20 protein-coding genes are annotated in these 18,454 nt (G+C 51.1%); 9 read left to right on the forward strand and 11 right to left on the reverse strand.

The window, feature by feature from the left end; genetic code table 11:
* Positions 1 to 66: 66 nt before the first annotated feature.
* Entirely contained in the window at positions 67 to 447 is a 381-nt protein-coding gene (locus SU32_RS05225) for a RidA family protein (RefSeq protein ID WP_053998288.1), read from the reverse strand.
* A 6-nt stretch (positions 448 to 453) separates the two neighbouring features.
* Positions 454 to 1,059 carry a 3-isopropylmalate dehydratase small subunit gene (leuD, locus tag SU32_RS05230; protein WP_053998289.1) on the reverse strand — a complete coding sequence of 202 codons (606 nt, stop codon included), beginning with the start codon at positions 1,057 to 1,059 and terminating at the stop codon, positions 454 to 456.
* Positions 1,060 to 1,196: 137 nt separating this feature from the next.
* On the opposite strand from leuD, the gene SU32_RS05235 reads away from it, so the two are divergent.
* The 3 genes from SU32_RS05235 to SU32_RS05245 all read left to right on the forward strand — a co-directional run bounded on the left by SU32_RS05235 (position 1,197) and on the right by SU32_RS05245 (position 3,019).
* Positions 1,197 to 2,096: an HpcH/HpaI aldolase/citrate lyase family protein gene (locus SU32_RS05235; RefSeq protein WP_053998290.1), complete on the forward strand. Its 900-nt coding sequence runs from the start codon at positions 1,197 to 1,199 to the stop codon at positions 2,094 to 2,096.
* Positions 2,097 to 2,126: 30 nt separating this feature from the next.
* The gene (locus SU32_RS05240) at positions 2,127 to 2,333 is read left to right on the forward strand and encodes a DUF1737 domain-containing protein (protein ID WP_053998291.1); all 207 of its coding nucleotides are present in this window, start codon (positions 2,127 to 2,129) and stop codon (positions 2,331 to 2,333) included.
* 77 nt (positions 2,334 to 2,410) lie between these two features.
* Positions 2,411 to 3,019 carry a DUF1194 domain-containing protein gene (locus SU32_RS05245; RefSeq protein ID WP_082376466.1) on the forward strand — a complete coding sequence of 203 codons (609 nt, stop codon included), beginning with the start codon at positions 2,411 to 2,413 and terminating at the stop codon, positions 3,017 to 3,019.
* Here the strand turns inward: SU32_RS05245 and SU32_RS05250 are convergent.
* From SU32_RS05250 to SU32_RS05295, 9 genes are all read right to left on the reverse strand, one after another.
* Positions 3,016 to 3,438, reverse strand: coding sequence for a metallopeptidase family protein (locus tag SU32_RS05250; protein ID WP_053998293.1), 423 nt, complete (start codon positions 3,436 to 3,438; stop codon positions 3,016 to 3,018). The genes SU32_RS05245 and SU32_RS05250 overlap by 4 nt on opposite strands.
* Before the next feature lie 121 nt (positions 3,439 to 3,559).
* Positions 3,560 to 4,873: an NAD-dependent dihydropyrimidine dehydrogenase subunit PreA gene (gene preA, locus SU32_RS05255; RefSeq protein ID WP_053998294.1), complete on the reverse strand. Its 1,314-nt coding sequence runs from the start codon at positions 4,871 to 4,873 to the stop codon at positions 3,560 to 3,562.
* A 13-nt stretch (positions 4,874 to 4,886) separates the two neighbouring features.
* Positions 4,887 to 6,236 (reverse strand): NAD(P)-dependent oxidoreductase, encoded by a 1,350-nt coding sequence (locus SU32_RS05260; RefSeq protein ID WP_053998295.1) that lies wholly within the window; start codon positions 6,234 to 6,236, stop codon positions 4,887 to 4,889.
* A 142-nt stretch (positions 6,237 to 6,378) separates the two neighbouring features.
* Positions 6,379 to 7,377: an ABC transporter substrate-binding protein gene (locus tag SU32_RS05265; RefSeq protein ID WP_053998296.1), complete on the reverse strand. Its 999-nt coding sequence runs from the start codon at positions 7,375 to 7,377 to the stop codon at positions 6,379 to 6,381.
* A 66-nt stretch (positions 7,378 to 7,443) separates the two neighbouring features.
* Positions 7,444 to 8,310 (reverse strand): ABC transporter permease, encoded by an 867-nt coding sequence (locus tag SU32_RS05270; RefSeq protein WP_053998297.1) that lies wholly within the window; start codon positions 8,308 to 8,310, stop codon positions 7,444 to 7,446.
* Entirely contained in the window at positions 8,311 to 9,183 is an 873-nt protein-coding gene (locus SU32_RS05275) for an ABC transporter permease (RefSeq protein WP_053998298.1), read from the reverse strand. It abuts the gene before it with no gap.
* Positions 9,176 to 9,955 (reverse strand): ABC transporter ATP-binding protein, encoded by a 780-nt coding sequence (locus tag SU32_RS05280; RefSeq protein ID WP_053998299.1) that lies wholly within the window; start codon positions 9,953 to 9,955, stop codon positions 9,176 to 9,178. The genes SU32_RS05275 and SU32_RS05280 overlap by 8 nt, the downstream gene beginning before the upstream one ends.
* A complete protein-coding gene (hydA, locus tag SU32_RS05285; RefSeq protein WP_053998300.1) occupies positions 9,956 to 11,413 on the reverse strand; it encodes a dihydropyrimidinase in 1,458 nt (485 codons plus the stop codon).
* A gap of 374 nt (positions 11,414 to 11,787) precedes the next feature.
* Positions 11,788 to 13,038, reverse strand: a complete 1,251-nt coding sequence (locus SU32_RS05295) for a Zn-dependent hydrolase (RefSeq protein WP_053998302.1) — start codon at positions 13,036 to 13,038, stop codon at positions 11,788 to 11,790.
* 111 nt (positions 13,039 to 13,149) lie between these two features.
* Here SU32_RS05295 and rutR point away from each other — a divergent pair, with 111 nt between their 5' ends.
* From rutR to SU32_RS05325, 6 genes are all read left to right on the forward strand, one after another.
* Positions 13,150 to 13,812, forward strand: a complete 663-nt coding sequence (rutR, locus tag SU32_RS05300; protein WP_053998321.1) for an HTH-type transcriptional regulator RutR — start codon at positions 13,150 to 13,152, stop codon at positions 13,810 to 13,812.
* A 92-nt stretch (positions 13,813 to 13,904) separates the two neighbouring features.
* Complete coding sequence (locus SU32_RS05305; RefSeq protein WP_053998303.1) at positions 13,905 to 14,936, forward strand: LacI family DNA-binding transcriptional regulator; 1,032 nt, start codon at positions 13,905 to 13,907, stop codon at positions 14,934 to 14,936.
* A gap of 91 nt (positions 14,937 to 15,027) precedes the next feature.
* Positions 15,028 to 16,332 (forward strand): ABC transporter substrate-binding protein, encoded by a 1,305-nt coding sequence (locus SU32_RS05310; RefSeq protein WP_053998304.1) that lies wholly within the window; start codon positions 15,028 to 15,030, stop codon positions 16,330 to 16,332.
* A 137-nt stretch (positions 16,333 to 16,469) separates the two neighbouring features.
* Positions 16,470 to 17,336, forward strand: a complete 867-nt coding sequence (locus SU32_RS05315; RefSeq protein ID WP_053998305.1) for a carbohydrate ABC transporter permease — start codon at positions 16,470 to 16,472, stop codon at positions 17,334 to 17,336.
* Between the two features lie 12 nt (positions 17,337 to 17,348).
* Complete coding sequence (locus SU32_RS05320; RefSeq protein ID WP_053998306.1) at positions 17,349 to 18,179, forward strand: carbohydrate ABC transporter permease; 831 nt, start codon at positions 17,349 to 17,351, stop codon at positions 18,177 to 18,179.
* A 10-nt stretch (positions 18,180 to 18,189) separates the two neighbouring features.
* Positions 18,190 to 18,454 (forward strand): ATP-binding cassette domain-containing protein (locus SU32_RS05325; RefSeq protein WP_144421036.1); only part of this gene is annotated, 265 nt, incomplete at its 3' end.

The raw sequence follows: 18,454 nt of genomic DNA on the forward strand, positions 1-18,454 counted from the left end.
CATCCGTCTTTAGAGGTTAATTTGCCTGCTTTTACGGAGTATCGGGCTCAAGTTCAATTGCTTTTGCTAACCGCGCAGGGCGGTCGCTTCAATTTCGATTTTCATTTCGGGTTTTATGAGGCCCGCGACAACCATAGTCGCGGCGGGTCTGATGGTTTTAAACCATTGTCCGAGAACCGGAAACGCCAAGTCAGCATATGCCGCATCGGTGACTGTATATTGCATCCGGACGATGTCGTCTAAAGTAAACCCGGCCTGCTCAAGTGTTCTTTCGACCGTAAGAAGCGCATTGCGGGTTTGCTCTTCCACACTATCGGGCATGATCATTGTTTTGTAATCGTAGCCTGTCGTGCCTGAAACAAAGCACCAGTCGCCTTGCACGAGTGCCCGTGAATAACCCGCAATCTCTTCAAAAGGCGAACCGGTTGAAATGAGTTTGCGGGTCATAAAATGTTATGCCCAAGGGCGGTTTGCCGCCGCATTGCTTTCATAAGCATCAATGGATGATGCTTTTTCCAATGTCAGGCCGATATCATCCAGACCGTTGAGCATGCAGTGCTTACGGTGTGCATCGATATCAAAATTGATCGTACCGCCGTCAGGGCCTTTAATTTCCTGCGCTTCCAGATCAATTGAAATAACAGCGTTGGAGCCGCGTGAAGCGTCATCCAGAAGTTTTTCGAGATTTTCAGGACTGACAACGATCGGCAAAACGCCGTTCTTGAAGCAGTTGTTATAGAAAATATCGGCAAAGCTGGTCGAAATGATGCAGCGGATACCGTAGTCTAGAAGCGCCCAAGGCGCATGTTCACGTGACGAGCCGCAGCCGAAATTGTCACCGGCAATCAGGATTTTTGCATCCTTGTAAGCAGGCTTGTTTAAAACAAAATCTTCTTTGGGAGAGCCGTCTTCGTTAAAGCGCATTTCTGCAAACAGGCCTTCGCCAAGACCGGTACGCTTGATTGTTTTAAGGTAGTCCTTTGGGATAATCATATCGGTGTCGATATTGATTATCGGTAGAGGTGCGGCAACGCCTGAGAGCTTATTGAACTTATCCATGACGTTCTTTCCATGTTGTAAAAGTTGAATGCGGTTTATCAAAGTCATGCATAGAAATGAAGCCTTCTGTCGCATCAATTGAGCAAAACCTTGAATGATTGAGAAAAAAGCTATTTGTAAGAGCCAAGGAGCTCGTTATGCGCAATACATCAAGACCCGTTAAACTGCGCCGCTCGGTACTTTATGTGCCTGCGGACAATGAGCGGGCACTAGAGAAATCCCAGAGTTTGGATGCCGATTGTCTCATCTATGACCTAGAAGACGCTGTCGCACCGGAAGGAAAGGCGCAGGCGCGGGAAAATTTGCGAAAGCATTTTGACCGTCACCCTCATGCCCGCGCGGAGCGTGCGATCCGGATCAATGCGCTTTCAACAGAGTTCGGCACCGAGGATCTGATGTGTGCCCGTGCGTGCCAACCCGATGCCATTGTGTTGCCGAAGGTCAATTTGTCACGCGATGTGCTTGAACTCAGCGATGCGCTCGATGAAACGGATGCGCCCGAAGATCTGCAGATATTTGCGATGATCGAAACGGCTAAAAGCATATTGAACATTGGCGATATTGCAGATGTATCAGATGCATCCGGCGGACGGCTTAGCTGCTTTATCGTCGGCATGAATGATTTGATCACCGAGACGCAGCTTAATGCTGAAAATGCACGCCAGCATGCCCATTCATGGCTGATGCAGATTTTGCTTGCTGCTCGGGCGGGTGCGATTGACGTCATTGACAGCGTCTATAATGATTTTCGTGACACTGACGGCTTTAACGCTGAATGTTTTTCCGCTGTCGAGATGGGGTTTGACGGCAAGTCGCTCATTCATCCGTCACAAATTCAAGCGACCAATCTTGCATTCATGCCCAATGAGTCCGAACTGATAGAGGCTGATGCAATCGTGAGCGCATTTCGTTTGCCGGAAAACCAGAGTAAAGGTGTCATATCCTTAAATGGAAAAATGGTGGAGCGGTTGCACTTGGTTCAGGCAGAAGCACTTTTGGCAAAAGCCGCTATTGCACGCGCATCGCTTGGCCATTGACGGCCGTGAGAATTAAAACAGGAAAATAATATGATTGCTTACCGTCTGATTACCAATGACGACACTTCCGAATTTTGCCACAGGGTAACCGAAGCTGTTTCAAAAGGCTGGACGCTTTATGGCAGCCCGTCTTATGCCTTTGATGCCACAAAAGGTGTTATGCGCTGCGCCCAAGCGGTAACCAAAGATGTGCCGGATCAGGATTACACGCCTGACGTGAAACTGGGCGCTCTTTGATCCTTCCAAGGATATTTGCCGGACTTATCTTTTTTGCGGCGGCCCAATTTTCGGCCGCTGCACAACCGCGCTGCGCGATGTCACTCGTTCTGGCTATTGATGTTTCCTCAAGCGTCAGCCGTGAGGAATATGAGCTGCAAATGACCGGGCTTCAGCGTGCGCTAACGCATTCGGATGTGCGTGAAGCGATCAGGCTTAGCGGCGGAATACAGCTTTTCGCTTTTGAATGGAGCGGCCGCCGCGCGCATGTGGATATTGTCCCCTGGACATTTCTGGGCGATGACGCAGCAATATTTGCCGCAGGTAACCGGATAGCCGGTCACCCGCGTGGCTTTTCAGATTTTCCCACCGCGCTTGGATTTGCTCTTGGTTATGCCGCGATCAATCTAAAGCGCGCGCCGCTTATCTGCGCACGACAAATTGTCGATGTTTCCGGCGATGGGGTGAACAATGAAGGCTATGCGCCTGAACTGGCGTATAAAAACTTTGCTTTTGAAGGCGTTCAGGTCAATGGACTGGTGATTGACGGGGCCGATCCTGATCCTGTTGCTTATTATCGTGAAGAAGTCATTTACGGGCCGGGCGCATTTGTCGAAGTTGCAGAGAATTTTGCCGATTATGAAGCAGCGATGCGGCGCAAATTATTGCGTGAGATAAACGGGGCAGCATTGTCGCTTGCCCGTTAATCAAGTGCGTTTTCTATATCAGCAATCTGAATTTCGCTCAGGCCATAATGCATGCCAAGCTCGTTGATAATGATATGCGTGATAATATCGTGCAGTGTCTCATCGTTTTCACACCAATAATCCAAAATCGCGCGGCGAAAGAGCGTTAACTTATTGCCACTGCTTTTTTTGCCCGGTGTCCATTTCCCGCTTGCGCCCTCACCCTCAAACAGACCCAGAATATCAAACGGTGATTCAAGGCCAAGATCATCGGTTATGTCTTCGCTTGGAAACTCTGAAATGTGGATTGGTACATTGGCCGTTAAAGTGCGAAACTCCTGCGGTAACGCTGCATAGGCGAGATGTGCAATGCCTTCGAGGGTTGTTATGTCCGGCGCGAAACGATCCGCCCAGTCCTTTGTTGTGTCTTCGATTGCCATAATATTCCGATTTTTAACGCTCTATCCTAACGCGGTCAGAAGCTTTTGGCGATAGCTTCCTGACAATGAAAAAGCCGCCGGCGCAATGCACCGGCGGCCCTAAAAATTATTGACGTTTGAATTATTCAGCCGGTTCGACAGCAGCCATCGGATTGTTGGGATGGGTTGTCCAATTGGCATATTCCCGGTCAATCGGTTTTTGCGTGCGCGGATCACTGCCGGCCGTCATTTCTTCCATTGTAATACAATTATCGACCGGACAGACATTCACACATAAATTACAGCCGACGCATTCCTCATCGATCACTTCAAACTTACGAACGCCGTCAACCATGTTTGTGATCGCCTGGTGGGACGTGTCTTCGCAGGCAATATGGCAACGGCCACACGAGATGCACAAATCCTGATTGATCTTGGCTTTGGTGACATAGTTGAGATTTAGATATTGCCAGTCGGTGACGTTCGGTACAGCCATGCCGCGGAAATCTTCGATGGATTTATAACCTTTTTCGTCCATGTAATTGGACAGGCCTTCGATCATTTCCTGAACGATTTTAAAGCCATAGGTCATTGCCGCTGTACAGACCTGCACATTGCCGCAACCAAGTGCGATATATTCGGCCGCATCACGCCATGTCGTTATGCCGCCAATACCGGAAATCGGCAGACCTGCTGTTTCCTTGTCACGCGCAATTTCGCCCACCATGTTAAGTGCAATGGGTTTAACCGCCGGGCCGCAATAGCCGCCATGCGTGCCTTTGCCGTCAATGGTCGGTATTGGCGCCATCTGATCCAAATCAATCGATACAATGGAATTGATTGTGTTGATGAGAGATACGGCATCAGTGCCGCCATTTTTTGCCGCCCGTGCCGGATAACGCACATCGGTAATGTTGGGCGTCAGCTTGGTGATAACGGGCAGGTTTGAATGTTTTTTACACCATTCGACGACCATCTGGATATATTCGGGAACCTGACCGACCGCTGCGCCCATGCCGCGCTCGCTCATGCCGTGCGGGCAGCCGAAATTCAGCTCAACGCCATCACAGCCGGTTTCAAGAACACGGTCGAGAATACGTTTCCACGGCTCTTCCTCGCATGGAACCATCAGTGACGCGACGAGTGCGCGGTCGGGCCAATTCTGCTTGACCTCTTTCATTTCCTGAAGGTTGATTTCCAGATCACGGTCGGTAATCAACTCGATATTGTTCAGACCGGCCAAACGGCGGTCCGCGCCCCAGATCGCGCCGTAGCGTGGGCCGTTCACATTGACGACAGGTGGGCCGGCTTCACCCAGTGTCTTCCAGACAACGCCGCCCCAGCCTGCTTCAAAAGCACGCTCGACATTGTATTTTTTATCGGTTGGCGGCGCCGAGGCCAGCCAAAACGGGTTCGGTGATTTAATACCAACAAAATTGCTTGTCAGGTCTGCCATAGACGTATCTCCCTTAGCCCATCAGTGTTTTGTGAATGTGTTCAGCGGCAATTTTGCCGTCTTCAACCGAGGCAACAGTTAAATCCTCACCGCCAGCGACACAGTCGCCGCCCGCCCAGACTTTCGCGTGACTGGTTTTGCGGTTTTCATCAACGCCAATGCGGCCTTTGACAAGCTCAATGCCGGTTTTGGTGAAGGGCGTATCGTCCGGCGTTTGGCCAATGGCTTTGAAAACCTGATCTGCCTTGAGTGTGATGGTTTCACCGGTGCCGCTCAATGAACCGTTTGTGCCGGATGTATATTCAAGTTCGATCGCGTTCACCATATTGCCGTCCACATGAAGCGCCTTGGGTTGCAGCCAATGGCGGATTGTGACGCCGTTGGTTTGAGCCACTTCCTGTTCATAGGCACTTGCCCCCATTGCGTCGGCGCTGCGGCGATAGCAGATGGTGACATTTTCCGCGCCAAGAAGTTTTATTTGCGTTGCGATATCGATGGCTGTCATGCCGCCGCCGATTACCACAACATCGCGTCCGACAGGCAGTTTCGACAAATCGTCAGACTGGCGCAATTCTGCGATATATTTCACCGCATCGATACAGTTGTCCGCATCATCGCCGTCAATCGACAAATCGTTCACATAAGGCAGCCCTGCCCCGATAAACACAGCGTCATATGTCTCAATTAAATCTTCGAGCAGCACATCCTTGCCAAGCGCCGTGCCGTATTTAATCTCGATACCGCCAATGGATGTGATGAAGTCAACTTCGGCTGCCGCAAAATCATCAGTAGATTTGTAAGCGGCAATGCCAAATTCGTTCAGGCCGCCGGCCTTTTCACGGGCTTCAAAAACCGTGACGTCATGACCATGCATTGCCGAGCGGTGCGCGCAGGACAGACCTGCCGGTCCGGCACCGACAATTGCGATTTTCTTGCCGGTTGATGCTGCGCGCTCAAAAGGCTGGGAGCCGATATCGGCCATATAGTGATCTGTTGCATAGCGTTGAAGAAGTCCGATTTTGACCGGTTTGCCTTCTGCTGTTTCACGCACGCAAACCTCTTCGCACAATGTTTCGGTTGGACAGACCCGCGCGCACATGCCGCCCATAATGTTCTGCTCGAAAATCGTTTTGGCCGAGCCGTTCGGATTGCCGGTAGCGATCTCACGGATAAACATTGGAATATCGATGCTTGTCGGGCATGCGGTCATGCAGGGCGCATCGTAACAGAAGTAACAACGATCAGCTTCGACAATTGCTTCATGTCTTGTCAGCGGAGCATGAATGTCTTCGAAATTTTTCGAATATTGATCCGGCGATAACCGTCCGGCCTTAATATCTATTGAGGCGTTTGATGTGGCCATTTGTATGCTCCGACTTGGATTCAAGTTTGCGCGATATAAGAAGCGTACAAAATTTTATCAAAAGGTCAAATTTTTTCTTAAAACGGAGAAATAAAAAAAGGCCGCATCGCTGCGGCCTTCTTATGTCGTTGTATTTTATGTATTATTCAGACATAGACATTGCTTTTTTGGTCACGACGTCCGTCCATGCACCCTCCGGCGCTTCGGTAATAACGGGTGCTTCGCCGCCTGAAAGCAGCGATTCAACCGTTGTTTCAGCGGCTGAAACATCCAGCGTGCCGTCTGAACCTTCGGTCAATTTGTTGATTTCTTCCATCATGCGGCGCTGATGTTTTTCTGTCTGCGCACCGGATGCGTCATTTTCCAGAACGATATCGGCGGCTTCTTCAGGATTTTCACGCGCATATTCCCAGCCCTTCATGGAGGCGGCAACAAAACGTGCAAGCTTGTCGACCATTTCAGGATCGGCAAGGTTTTCTTCCAATGTGTAAAGTCCGTCTTCCAGCGTGGCAACGCCCTGGTCTGTGTAGTTGAAAACCACCAGATCGTCAGGGCTGAAACCGGCGTCGATGACCTGCCAGTATTCATTATAGGTCATGGTGGAAACGCAATCGGCTTGTTTCTGAATAAGCGGGTCAACGTTGAAGCCCTGCTTTAGAACGGTCACGCCATCTTCGCCGCCTTCTGTCGACATGCCCAGTTTGCTCATCCATGACAGGAATGGAAACTCGTTGCCGGAGAACCATACGCCGAGCGTTTTGCCTTTGAAGTCTTCCGGTTTTTCAATGCCGGTGTCTTTGCGGCAGGTCAGCATCATGCCGGAGCGTTTGAACGGCTGGGCGATATTGACCAGCGCAACGCCTTTTTCACGTGCGGCAAGCGCAGCCGGCATCCATTCAACGACAACATCGGCGCCGCCACCTGCAATGACTTGCGGCGGTGCAATGTCCGGGCCGCCCGGTTTGATTTCAACATCCAGATCGGCTTCCTCATAAAAGCCTTTGTCCTTGGCAACATAGTAGCCACCAAATTGTGCCTGCGTTACCCATTTGAGCTGAAGTGTCAGCTTGTCGGCTGCCAGTGCCGTTGTTGCAGAAAGCGCGAATGCAGCCCCTGCTGTTAATGCGATAAGTTTCTTCATTTTCGTCTCCTCGGTTGCACTTGGTATTTGAACGGAGCTTTTCGCTCTCTTTGTCTTTCCCGTTTCTTAGCGCCCTCGATTGGAAGGGTGCCAAAATGTAATGGAGCGTTCCAGCAGCGCGATCAGCCCGTAGGAAATAGAGCCGGCCAGCGCCGCAACAAAAATAGTGGCCCAAACCATATCAACATTCAATCGCCCTATTTCCGCTGATATGCGAAAGCCCATGCCGACAACGGGGGTGCCGAAAAATTCAGCAACGATGGCGCCAATCAGCGCCAGTGTCGAATTGATTTTCAGCGCATTGAAGATGAATGGCATTGCTGCCGGTAATCTGAGCTTGAACAACATCTGCCATTTTGTCGAAGCATAGGTACGCATCAAATCGCGCTCCATATGTCCGGCAGCATTAAGACCGGCAACGGTGTTCACCAGCATGGGAAAAAACGTCATGACGACGACGACAGCGGCCTTTGACTGCCAGTCAAAACCGAACCACATAACCATGATCGGTGCGATGCCGATAATGGGCAGCGCCGAGACAAGATTGCCGATCGGCATAATACCGGCTTTCCAAAACGGAGACCGGTCAACAAGAATTGCGATCAAAAAGCCCAGCCCGCAACCCAGAATATATCCGGCAATGACCGCTTTAAGATAGGTTTGTTTAAAGTCCGCCCAGAGAATCGAACCGGAACGCGCAATACGTTCCCAGATCATGGAAGGCGGTGGCAGCAACACTGTTGGCACGCCGAAACCGCGCGTTATCCCTTCCCAAAGCACCAGCAAGGCAATGCCGAACAGGACAGGTATCGCTAGATTGACAAGCGTCATCCATGTTTTGTTGGTTGAAGAAATCTGGGCAAGGCGCGTATTGATGAACCATGCTGCCAGCCAGAAAATCAGGCATATGATCAGGAGCGTTGCGTTTTCCATTTATGCCTCCCTCAAACCCATGCGGCGGTTAAGCCAGCTACCAACCAAGCCGACAATCGCAACCAGCGATCCGGCCAGAATGGCTGCCACGATAAGCGCCGACCAGATTTGTACGGTTTGGCCGTAATAAGAACCGGCCAGAAGGCGCGCACCCAAACCGGCAACTGCGCCGGTTGGTAATTCGCCGACAATGGCGCCGACAAGCGATGCAGCGATTGCGATCTTCATGGATGTGAAAAGATAAGGCACGGCAGTCGGCCAGCGCAATTTCCAGAATATCTGCGAACGGCTGGCGTTAAATGTACGCATCAAATCCATATTGATGGCGTCCGGCGAGCCCAAGCCTTTGACCATGCCGACAGCGACGGGGAAAAAGGACAGATAGGTCGAGATGATCGCTTTTGGCACCAGACCGGTAATGCCAATGGAGTTCAGCACCACGATGATCATCGGCGCTATAGCAAGAATGGGGATCGTTTGCGAGGTGATGATCCATGGCATGAGAGATTTATCCAACACCCGCGAATGTATGATGCCGACGGCCAATAATATGCCGAGCACGGTACCAAATACAAAGCCGAGCAGTGTGGCGGACAAGGTTATCCACGCATGATAGATAAGGCTGCGCTTGGAGGTTACTTTTTTCTCGACCGTGGTCTGCCAGATTTCGACCGCGACCTGATGCGGTGCAGGCAAAACGGGCCGTTCCTGCGCCATGGTCTTGGGCAGTGCCTCGGTAAACGACATTTCCTTGCCGATGCGCTCGGCCTGATCATATTCAAATTTGAGATTTAAAAGAGCCGCACCGGCATACCAAACCGCAATAATCATTGCGACAACTGTTAGAACGGGTAGTGCGCGGTCTTTAATCATAGGCATGGCCCGCTTTTAGACCTTCGCGCACGCGGTGGGCGATTTTTAAAAACTTCTCGCTTTCGCGAATATCGAGCGGCCGCTCGTCGCCGAGATCACAGTCGATAATATCATAGATCTTACCCGGCCGCGGGCTCATCACCACTATTTTGGTTGAAAGATAAACCGCTTCGGGAATGGAGTGCGTAACAAAGACAACCGTTTTCTGCGTCCGGTGCCAAAGCTTGTTGAGCTGCTCGTTCAAATGGTCGCGCACAATTTCATCAAGCGCGCCAAAAGGCTCGTCCATCAAAAGCATGTCCGGTTCCACGGCCAGCGCACGGGCGATTGACGCGCGTTGCTGCATACCGCCGGATAATTGCCAAGGATGTTTTTTCTCAAAACCGGCAAGATCGACAAGCGCCAGATTTTCGGCGATGCGTTTCTGCTGTTCGGCCTTGGCAATACCCATGACTTCCAGCGGCAGGGCGATGTTCTGTTCGATGGTGCGCCAGGGATAAAGAGCGGCGGCCTGAAACACGTAACCATAGGCACGTGCCAAGCGTGCCTGCTCGGGTGTCATGCCGTTGACGGTAATTTCACCGCCTGTCGGTTGTTCCAGATCGGCAATCACACGCAGCAGCGTGGTCTTGCCGCAACCGGACGGGCCGATCAGTGAAACAAATTCGCCTTTTTCAATATCAAGGTTGATGTCTGACAACGCGTGAACGGGGCTGTCAGCCGTCTGAAAAACAAGGTCCAGATTTTTAGTGGAAATGACCGTATTAGACACTTAAACCCCTGTCGCTGGAATACCGCTGCGTTTGACCGGTGATGGCGCGCTCAGTTCTTTCCATTTGGAAAGGGCGGCGTTGACGGGCGCATTGGGTGCGCGTTTGACAAACTTGCCGTGGCCTTCCTCGGTTTGAACCGCACCGTCATTAACGGCCAGCTGACCGCGTGTCAGTGTGAAGCGCGGCAAGCCTTTGACTTTTTTGCCTTCAAACACATTATAGTCAATTGCCGATTGCTGGCTTCCGGCGGTAATTGTTTTTTCCTTGTTCGGGTCCCACACCACCAGATCGGCGTCAGAGCCGACAAGAACAGCACCTTTCTTCGGATACATGTTCATGATTTTGGCGACATTGGTCGATGTCACGGCCACAAATTCATTCATGGTCAGGCGGCCGGTTGAAACGCCATAGGTCCAAAGCATCGGCATACGGTCTTCAAGCCCGCCGGTGCCGTTCGGAATTTTGGTAAAATCGCCAACACCGAAACGTTTTTGCTCAGTGGTAAATGCACAGTGATCCGTTGCCACAACTGACAGCGACCCGGCTTGAAGTCCGGCCCACAAAGAATCCTGATGTTGTTTGTTGCGGAAAGGCGGGCTCATTACGCGGCGCGCGGCATGGTCCCAATCCTCATTGAAATATTCGGACTCGTCCAGTGTCAAATGCTGGATCAGCGGCTCGCCCCAGACGCGCTTGCCGTTTTGGCGCGCACGGCGGATGGCCTCATGGCTTTCCTCACATGATGTATGCACCACATAAAGCGGCGCACCGGCCATATCGGCAATCATGATGGCGCGGTTGGTGGCTTCGCCTTCAACCTGGCTCGGACGGGAATAGGCATGTGCTTCGGGACCATTATTGCCTTCGGCCAGCAATTTGGCGGAAAGTTCGGCTATAACATCGCCGTTTTCCGCATGTACCATCGGCGTTGCGCCCAGCGCCGCACAGCGCTGGAAGGACGCGTAAAGTTCATCATCATTGACCATCAATGCGCCCTTATAGGCAAGGAAATGCTTGAAAGTGTTGATGCCTTTGTCTTTGACAACGGTTTCCATCTCGTTGAAAACCTGCTCACCCCACCATGTGATCGCCATGTGGAAAGAATAATCGCAATTGGCGCGGGTCGATTTGTTGTCCCACATCTGAATGGCTTCAAGCAGTGACTGGCCCGGTGACGGCAGGCAGAAATCAATCACCATTGTAGTGCCACCGGCAAGACCGGCCCGCGTGCCGCTTTCAAAATCATCGGTGGAATAAGTACCCATGAACGGCATTTCCAAATGCACATGCGGGTCGATGCCGCCCGGCATCACATAGCAATCTGTCGCATCCAGTTCATCACCGCCCGAAAGATCCGGCCCGATCTCGGTTATGATGCCGTTCTCCACCTTCACATCGGCCTTATAGGTCAGATCTGCAGTGACGATGGTTCCGTTTTTAATGATGGTGGTGGTCATAGGAAATCCTTGTTCTGAATCACATAGATTGTACTATTTTCTAATTATCATTGCGATATAGTGGCCCACCTTTATCCCAGCTGAACAAATATGGACGCAACACCTCAATAGGGTTGTATGCTACATCGCTTCCATCGGGAGCTGTGATGAAGCCCCCTTTGCAAATTATCGAATTCAAAAAAGATGTTAGTGTAAGTTTATCGTAAACTCGCCACCAAAAATTTTGACGTCTTACCCAACCAATTTGGTTTTTGGAGCGCCCATAAGAAAGATCTATATCCATAAATACGCGCTTGACTTCTTTTATGTCGAACTCATTATTGTTTTCGGTTTCATAGATATAATACAGGCTATCTTTGCAATCCATTTGCCACTTACCCCATAATCTCCGCTGCTTCGACAACCGCATGGAACAGCACTTCGGCGCCGGCGGTGGACCATTCTTTTGAGATTTCTTCGGCCTCATTGTGTGACAGCCCGTCAACGCAGGGGCACATCACCATAGCGGTGGGTGCCATGCGGTTAATCCAGCAGGCATCATGGCCCGCGCCCGAAATAATATTCATATGCGAATAACCAAGGCGTTCTGCCGCATCGCGAATGGAGGTCACCAGCTTTTCATCAAAAGTCACCGGATCAAACCCGCCGACTTTCTCTAATTCGATCTCCAGTTCCATTTCATCGCAAATTTCTTTAGCGCCTTTTTCAAGCCGCGCTTCCATATCCTGAATAACGCTCAGGTCAGGTGAGCGGAAATCAACGGTGAAAACAGCCTTGCCGGGAATGACATTGCGCGAGTTGGGATAAATATCGATATGACCGGCTGCACCGACCGCACTTGGTTTATGCGACCATGCGATCTCGTCGACCAATTGCAGAACACGCGCCATGCCAAGGCCTGCGTTTTTACGCATCGGCATTGGCGTCGAGCCGGTATGGCTTTCCTTGCCGGTAATTGTCACTTGCGTCCACGACAGGCCCTGCCCGTGCGTGACAACACCGATATCTTTTTCTTCGGCTTCCAGTATCGGCCCCTGCTCGATATGCAGTTCAAGGAAAGCGTGCATTTTGCGGCTGCCGACTTTCTCGTCGCCCTTCCAGCCAATGCGCTCTAATTCTTCGCCGAAGGTTTTGCCCTCCGCATCTGTTTTTGCGTAAGCCCATTCTTTGGTGAATTGCTCGGCAAAGACGCCCGATGCCATCATAGCAGGTGCAAAGCGGGTGCCTTCTTCATTGGTCCAGTTGGTGACAACGATGGGGTGTTTTGTCTTGATATCGAGGTCGTTCAAAGTGCGCACGATTTCCAATCCGGCAAGCACGCCTAAAACGCCGTCATAGCGACCGCCTGTCGGCTGGGTATCAAGGTGGGAGCCGACATAGACCGGAAGGGCATCGGGATCAGTGCCTGGGCGGGTCATAAACATGGTGCCCATTTCATCAACGCCCATGGTCAAACCGGCATCTTCACACCATTTTTGAAACAGCGCGCGTCCCTGCGCATCTTCATCGGTGACGGTCTGGCGATTGGAACCTCCGGCGATGCCGGGGCCGATTTCAGCAATTTCGTGTATAGAATCCCACAGCCTGTCACCATTTATACGTAGATTTTCGCCTGGAGACACCATATTTACCTCATAGGTCGTTCAAATAAAACTTGACTGGTTGGTCAAATTTGAAGGCTATGAGAGCAATCACGATTGGTCAAGCGTGTTTATGAGAACTTTTTGGAGGCTGTGTTGGCTGGCAAAGAAAATGTGAATGTTGAGGCTGACAAAAAGCGACCCAAAAAAAAGCGCAGCCGGATTCAAACCGAGAATCGGGCCCTTATTCTGGATGCTGCCTTGCAGGTATTTTCCACAGACGGATACCGCGGGGCGACGCTGGACCGGATTGCGGAAAAGGCCGGTATGTCGAAGACCAACCTGCTTTATTATTTCCCGTCGAAGGAAGATGTTTACCGCACAGCGCTTGAGCAGATTGTCGTCAACTGGCTTGATCCGTTCCGCGATATTGACGGCGACGGCGATCCAATCGAGCAATTGCGCCGCTACATTACGCTTAAATTAAAAGCGTCTCACGAAAATCCGGAAGCATCGCGGCTTTTTGCCAATGAGATTCAGCGCGGCGCACCGCTGATCAAGGGTTTCCTTGAGACGACACTTAAGTCGCTCGTTGATGAAAAAGCCAAAGTAATCCATGGCTGGATTGATGAAGGCAAGCTTGCGCCCATCGACCCTTATCACCTGATTTTCCTTATTTGGGCGACGACCCAGCATTATGCGGATTTCGATGTGCAAGTGAGCGCATTGCTCGGCAGTCAGGCCAGCAAGCCCGGTTTTTACGAGCAGTCTGCTCAGGCTGTTTTGTCAATTGTTCTGAACGGTATCCGGCCGCGGTAAAAATTATTCGTTCTGCGGCGTAATTGACAAGTTTGCCTATTTGTTTCCATTGTAAGTTACAAAATTTACACGCGTAACCTTGGGAAGCGGCGATGACTGTGACTAAGATCAAAAATATGGAAGAGTTCGCGGCGGTCAGCGGGCTCTCGCGGCCGACAATCTCAAAGTTTTTCAATGATCCTCAGAGTGTGCGTCCATCGACGCGCACTAGGATAGAAGAAGCGCTGGAGCGGTTTGACTATCGCCCGAATATTTATGCGGTGAACCAGAACCGGCAACTCACCAAGACCATCGGTATTGTTGTGCCCTATCTGGCAGACCCGTTTTTTGCCGAGATAGCACGTAATATTGAAACGCGCTGTATCGAGGAAGGGTATTCGCCATCCCTTTTCAGTTCCCACGGACGTCAGGAACAGGAAAACGATATTCTGGAAACCTTACGTTCCATGAAGCCGGCGGGTGTGCTGATCGCGCCTTTGGGACGCATATCTGACAAAGCGTTTATCGAGCGTTTCTGCAAAGATGTGCCAACTGTGCTGTTCGACAGCAAGCTGGAAGATGTGGGGCAGGTCTTTATCGGCTCCGACAATATGCAGTTTACATCAATGATGGTGGAGTATCTGAACCGTTCGGGCGACGCCCCGTGCTTTTTCGAGATGAAAACGCCGACCAATCCGAATGCGCGAAAGCGCAGACAGGCCTATATTGAAGCAATGAAACGTTTGGGCCATCAGCCGAAAATCGTGCAGGTTGACGGGGTGGGCTGGGACTTTGAAGAGATCGGCCACCGCGGCGGACTTGAAGCGCTGAACAATGACAGGTTTGAAACCTCGACTGTGCTGTGCAGCAATGACCGGCTTGCCATCGGGTTTTTAGCGGCATGTTACCAAAAAGGTGTGCGGGTCGGCCTGAAAGAGAATTGCCATTTGCGCGTTGCCGGTCATGACAATCATCCCTTTTCCAAATTTACATGCCCCTCGTTGACGACCGTGTCACAGGATTATGCCGCTATCTCGGAAAAGAGTGTCCGGATGCTGTTTGACCTTATTGCCAGCGAGACAAGCGACAGCGCGCACAAAGACACATTATTTGAAGGGAAACTCGTAATGCGCGACTCTGCGTGAGCGGCAAATATTTACGCGCGTAAAAAAACTATTGACCGCGCGTAGTTTTTGTAATTAGGTACGAGCATCCATTACCACGGGAGGAAATAGGATGCTTTCCAAGAAAATGCTTGGCGCGACGACAGCAATCATGCTCGTTGCGGCTACCGGCGCTCATGCCGAATCTTTGACAATTGCGACTGTTAACAATGGCGACATGATCCGCATGCAGGGTCTGACCGACGATTTTACTGAAAAAACAGGACACACAGTTGAGTGGGTCACACTGGAAGAAAATGTGTTGCGCCAGCGCGTGACCACCGACATTTCAACAAAAGGCGGCCAGTTCGACATCACAACGATCGGTATGTACGAAACACCGATCTGGGGTAAAAACGGCTGGCTTGTTGCGCTTGATGATCTGTCAGCGGACTATGATGTTGATGATATTCTACCGGCAATGCGTGGTGGTCTGTCTGTAGACGGTACGCTTTATGCCGCGCCATTTTATGGCGAAAGCTCCATGATCATGTATCGCACGGATCTGATGGAAAAAGCCGGCCTTGAAATGCCTGATGCGCCGACATGGGAATTTGTTGCCGATGCCGCGCGCAAAATGACCGATAAAGACAATGAGATTTATGGCATCTGTCTGCGCGGTAAAGCGGGATGGGGCGAGAACATGGCATTCCTGACGGCCACGGCGAATGCTTTTGGCGCGCGCTGGTTTGATGAAGAGTGGAATGCACAGTTTGACTCAGACGCATGGAAGAAAACGCTCAATTTCTACATTGACTTGATGAATGAAGCAGGCCCTCCAGGAGCGGCAAATAACGGCTTTAATGAAAATCTCGCGCTCTTCCAGCAAGGCAAATGCGGTATGTGGATCGATGCGACTGTTGCAGCATCTTTCGTAACAAATCCGAACGATTCCACCGTTGCGGACAAGGTCGGCTTTGCTCTTGCGCCTGATACAGGGCTTGGCAAGCGCGGTAACTGGCTTTGGGCTTGGGCGCTGGCTATCCCTGCCGGTACTCAAAAAGAAGCCGCTGCCAAAGAGTTTATCGAATGGGCGACGTCCAAGGATTATTTGGAGCTCGTTGCGGAGAAAGAAGGCTGGGCCAATGTGCCGCCCGGCAGCCGTACATCGCTTTACGAGAATCCTGAATATCAAAAAGTGCCATTTGCAAAAATGACGCTTGAGTCGATCAACTCGGCTGATCCGACAAACCCGACAGTCGATCCGGTTCCTTATGTCGGTGTGCAGTTTGCTGCGATCCCTGAATTTGCCGGTATCGCAACGCAGGTCGGTCAGGAGTTCTCAGCAGCATTGGCAGGCCAGCAGTCCGCCGATGAAGCCCTTGCCAAAGCGCAGGCGCTTACCAATGACGAAATGGAAGCGGCTGGCTACAAATAAGCTTGTAATTCTCTCCCAGGAAACCCGGGTGCAAACGATCGTGCCCGGGATTCTTGGATAAGCTTAGAAATTTCCATTACGTTCAATACCTATTTGCCGATCTGAAAATATTACCGGCATACTTGGGAGGGTAAGTCATGGCGACACAACATTCGCGATCCGCTGCAAGACTGATGAACACGCCGGCGATTTTTCTCTTGCTCGTCTGGATGCTCGTACCTCTGTGTATGACGATATATTTCTCATTTCTCGACTACCGGCCTTTGCGCGGTGTCTATGAATGGGCAGATGGTTTTGAAAATTACGCACGGTTTTTAAGTTCCGGCTCTTTTACCGACAGTGTTGTCACAACGCTGATCATGGTGGGCGGTATTCTGGCCATTACGGTCATTGGCGGCGTATTGCTGGCCATGCTGCTCGATCAGCCAATTTGGGGACAGGGTATTGTCCGCATTCTGGTGATTGCACCGTTCTTCGTCATGCCAACTGTTTCGGCGCTGGTGTGGAAGAACATGTTCATGAACCCTGTGAACGGTCTTTTCGCCTATCTATGGAAGTTCTTTGGCGGAACGCCGGTGGACTGGCTGAGCCAAGCACCAATATTTTCGATTATCTGGATTGTGAGTTGGCAGTGGCTGCCTTTTGCAACATTAATTCTGCTCACAGCTATACAATCGCTGGACAGCGAACAGATGGAAGCTGCGGAAATGGATGGCGCGGGATTTTTCAGCCGTTTTGGCTATATCACGCTGCCGCATCTGGCCCGAGCGATCACGGTTGTTGTCCTTATTCAGACAATCTTCCTGCTTTCGATCTTTGCCGAAATCTTCGTTACGACAAACGGCGCTTTCGGAACCCGCACGCTCACCTATCTCGTTTATCAGCGGGTGCTTGAAAGTCAGAATATCGGGCTTGGTTCTGCGGGCGGCATCGTTGCGGTCATTCTTGCGAATATTGTTGCGATCTTCCTGATGCGGATCGTCGGCAAAAATCTGGACAATTAGGGGGAATGTATCATGGCACGTGCTGTCTCTAACCGACGCCAAATCGTCACCACCATTGTCGCATGGACGATTGGATTGCTGATCTTCTTTCCGATTCTCTGGACAATCTTGACCAGTTTCAAGACAGAGGCTGAAGCGATTGCCGATCCGCCAAGTCTGCTGTTTTTTAACTGGACGCTGGAGAATTACGAAGTTGTTCAGGAGCGGTCCAATTATGGCAAGTTCCTTTGGAACTCCATCATTCTGGCGGTCGGCTCAACTGTCATCGGCTTGCTGATTGCCATTCCTTCGGCTTGGTCGATGGCTTTCCAGCCGGGAAAACGCACGAAAGATATCATGATGTGGATGCTGTCCACCAAAATGATGCCTGCGGTTGGCGTATTGTTTCCGATCTACATTCTGGCGCGCAATAGCGGTCTGTTCGACACGCATATTCTTCTTATTGCGGTGCTGATGCTGATGAACCTGCCGATCATTATCTGGATGCTTTACACATATTTCAAAGAGATTCCGGTCGATATTCTGGAGGCCGCGCGCATGGATGGGGCGAGTCTTAAATCCGAAATTCTTTATGTGTTAACGCCAATGGCGCTGCCGGGAATAGCGTCCACGATGCTGCTCAACATTATTTTGGCGTGGAATGAAGCGTTCTGGACGCTCAATCTGACAACGATCAATGCAGCGCCACTGACAGCCTTTATCGCCAGCTATTCGAGCCCAGAAGGTTTGTTTTACGCAAAGCTGTCCGCAGCATCGACCATGGCGATTGCGCCAATTCTCATCATGGGCTGGTTCAGCCAGAAACAATTAGTGCGCGGCCTGACATTTGGCGCGGTGAAATAGGTAGATAATCATGGGAAGCATTATACTCAAAGACGTCACGAAAAGCTTTGGTGAAACGCAGGTCATTCCACCGCTCAACCTTGAAATCAATGATGGCGAGTTCGTTGTTTTTGTCGGCCCGTCCGGCTGCGGCAAGTCCACGCTTTTGCGCCTGATTGCAGGGCTTGAGGATGTCACAGACGGCACGATCGAGATCAATGGCACGGATGCAACTAATATCCCGCCAGCCAAGCGCGGCCTTGCCATGGTGTTTCAATCCTATGCGCTTTATCCGC

The sequence above is a fragment of the Ahrensia marina genome (genome assembly GCF_001293565.1).
Taxonomy (GTDB): Bacteria; Pseudomonadota; Alphaproteobacteria; order Rhizobiales; family Rhizobiaceae; genus Ahrensia; species Ahrensia marina.

Bases quoted from the DNA above. Each gene is read 5' to 3' on its own strand.
- SU32_RS05225 (WP_053998288.1), bottom strand. From the start codon at position 447: ATGACCCGCAAACTCATTTCAACCGGTTCGCCTTTTGAAGAGATTGCG.
- leuD (WP_053998289.1), bottom strand. From the start codon at position 1,059: ATGGATAAGTTCAATAAGCTCTCAGGCGTTGCCGCACCTCTACCGATA.
- SU32_RS05235 (WP_053998290.1), top strand. From the start codon at position 1,197: ATGCGCAATACATCAAGACCCGTTAAACTGCGCCGCTCGGTACTTTAT.
- SU32_RS05240 (WP_053998291.1), top strand. From the start codon at position 2,127: ATGATTGCTTACCGTCTGATTACCAATGACGACACTTCCGAATTTTGC.
- SU32_RS05245 (WP_082376466.1), top strand. From the start codon at position 2,411: ATGTCACTCGTTCTGGCTATTGATGTTTCCTCAAGCGTCAGCCGTGAG.
- SU32_RS05250 (WP_053998293.1), bottom strand. From the start codon at position 3,438: ATGGCAATCGAAGACACAACAAAGGACTGGGCGGATCGTTTCGCGCCG.
- preA (WP_053998294.1), bottom strand. From the start codon at position 4,873: ATGGCAGACCTGACAAGCAATTTTGTTGGTATTAAATCACCGAACCCG.
- SU32_RS05260 (WP_053998295.1), bottom strand. From the start codon at position 6,236: ATGGCCACATCAAACGCCTCAATAGATATTAAGGCCGGACGGTTATCG.
- SU32_RS05265 (WP_053998296.1), bottom strand. From the start codon at position 7,377: ATGAAGAAACTTATCGCATTAACAGCAGGGGCTGCATTCGCGCTTTCT.
- SU32_RS05270 (WP_053998297.1), bottom strand. From the start codon at position 8,310: ATGGAAAACGCAACGCTCCTGATCATATGCCTGATTTTCTGGCTGGCA.
- SU32_RS05275 (WP_053998298.1), bottom strand. From the start codon at position 9,183: ATGATTAAAGACCGCGCACTACCCGTTCTAACAGTTGTCGCAATGATT.
- hydA (WP_053998300.1), bottom strand. From the start codon at position 11,413: ATGACCACCACCATCATTAAAAACGGAACCATCGTCACTGCAGATCTG.
- SU32_RS05295 (WP_053998302.1), bottom strand. From the start codon at position 13,038: ATGGTGTCTCCAGGCGAAAATCTACGTATAAATGGTGACAGGCTGTGG.
- SU32_RS05305 (WP_053998303.1), top strand. From the start codon at position 13,905: ATGACTGTGACTAAGATCAAAAATATGGAAGAGTTCGCGGCGGTCAGC.
- SU32_RS05310 (WP_053998304.1), top strand. From the start codon at position 15,028: ATGCTTTCCAAGAAAATGCTTGGCGCGACGACAGCAATCATGCTCGTT.
- SU32_RS05315 (WP_053998305.1), top strand. From the start codon at position 16,470: ATGGCGACACAACATTCGCGATCCGCTGCAAGACTGATGAACACGCCG.
- SU32_RS05320 (WP_053998306.1), top strand. From the start codon at position 17,349: ATGGCACGTGCTGTCTCTAACCGACGCCAAATCGTCACCACCATTGTC.